This window comes from Mesorhizobium sp. B1-1-5 (assembly GCF_006443065.1).
Classification (GTDB): Bacteria; Pseudomonadota; Alphaproteobacteria; order Rhizobiales; family Rhizobiaceae; genus Mesorhizobium.
Genome location: NZ_VFWS01000351.1, coordinates 1 through 1,511, shown reverse-complemented (window position 1 = coordinate 1,511; position 1,511 = coordinate 1). Strand labels below are relative to the sequence as shown.

At 66.6% G+C, this 1,511-nt stretch carries 2 protein-coding genes; one reads left to right on the top strand and one right to left on the bottom strand.

Features of this window, described 5'->3' with window-relative positions; genetic code table 11:
- A partial coding sequence (locus tag FJ980_RS35130; protein WP_210243780.1) for a hypothetical protein occupies window positions 1-334 on the top strand: 334 nt, incomplete at its 5' end.
- 46 nt (window positions 335-380) lie between these two features.
- Here the strand turns inward: FJ980_RS35130 and FJ980_RS31250 are convergent.
- Window positions 381-1,343, bottom strand: a complete 963-nt coding sequence (locus FJ980_RS31250; RefSeq protein ID WP_140547395.1) for an AraC family transcriptional regulator — start codon at window positions 1,341-1,343, stop codon at window positions 381-383.
- Window positions 1,344-1,511 lie beyond the last annotated feature (168 nt).

Here is a 1,511-nt window from a genome sequence, read left to right as displayed (position 1 = left end):
CTTTGGACAGGTCCATCGCCTTCCTGTCGGGATCGCGCGCGGCGATCTTGCCGCATGTTTAGCTGCCGCAGACCGCCCTGCAGATTGCCGGATTCATGCATTTGTAGGCCGCGAAGACCTCGGTCGGAAGAATTGCGCAGAAAACCGTAATGCCCAGTATCAAGCTTCTCGCCGCACGCATTTTTATCTCCAGGGCCAGCTTTCCGATGTCACGGAGGCCTGGCCGCTCGCCCCCGCTCCCGCGCATGCCGTTGCACCCGCGTCCGCCGGCGCGACCATGCCCGCACCGGGGATAAAGGCGTATCGCACTGGCGACACAGGCAAGTGGCACTGACGGAACAGGTGACCGGGTTTGCCATGCGTGAGCGGCCGCATGCGTCTCACGGCGCGCGGCCGGCGCGCACCTCCGATGGGGTCATGCCATAGCGGGACCGGAACTGCCGGTAGAAGGTCGAGGGTTCGACCAGCCCCGCCTCGAAAGCGAGGTCGGCGATCGGCCTTGCTGAAAAAAGCGGGCTGGCGAGCTGCCGGTGGACCCGCTCCAGCCGTCTTTGCATGACATAGTCGGAAAACCCCTGCCCCTCTTCGGCGAAAAGGCGCCTGATGTAGCGCGGGCTGAGCCCCAGCCCCCGGCCCGCCGTCTCTGCCGAGAGGCGCGCTCGGTGCAGGTTCTCCTCGATATAACGCTTGATGGCATGCATGCGGGCGGTACGAACGCCGCGGCCGGCGACCACCTGGTCAACCTCGCGGTTGGCGCCGACCGCCGCGGCGAACAGATCGGCAATGTGCTGGGCGGCCAGCGGCGCCAGACCGGGGCCGATCGCCCCACCCGCCACCGCCTCGACATAGGCCAGCAGAAGCCGCGCTTCAGGCGTGCCGGGATTGATGGCATCCGGCCTGAGATCGCCGACATGGCGAAGGAGAGGAGTGAGCGTCGATCGGGCAAATCGCGCGCAGATCGTCCAATCGCCGTTCTGCGCCCTCGCTCGCCAGCTCCGGTCCATCGGCATGATGCAGGGCGCACCGGGCGAGGTCTCAACCGCCTCGTGCCGTGCCGTATCGAAACGCCACCCGCCCGCGATCCAGGACACCACCAGGTCGTCATTGGCGTCCTGCTGGAGCGCGGTCGTGCGTTCCCAAGCCATGGGCGCGACCTGCCCGTGGGCCACGCTCACCCCTGGCAGGATGGTGGTGGAGGCGCTTAGCCGCAACTCGCCGCGTTCAAGCGGCGCAAGGTCCAGCCGCATGCAGATGCGGCCATAGAACTCGCGCACGGCAGCTTCGCGCTCTCGGGCCGCGATCGCGTCCGTGGACAGAACTATGATGGTGTCCTTGTCGGCCACCTGCGTTCGATCCCCGCTCAGAACCTCACGGTGTGCCGCCGATTGCGGGCGCAGTTTGCTGCCTCTCCGCTCTAGACAGTGCCATGAACCCCTCCAGTGCCCTCGACGTGGTGTGAGCCCTTCGGCCGCTTTTCGCGCGGGCTGCGGCAGAATTTCAAGACCTATGTG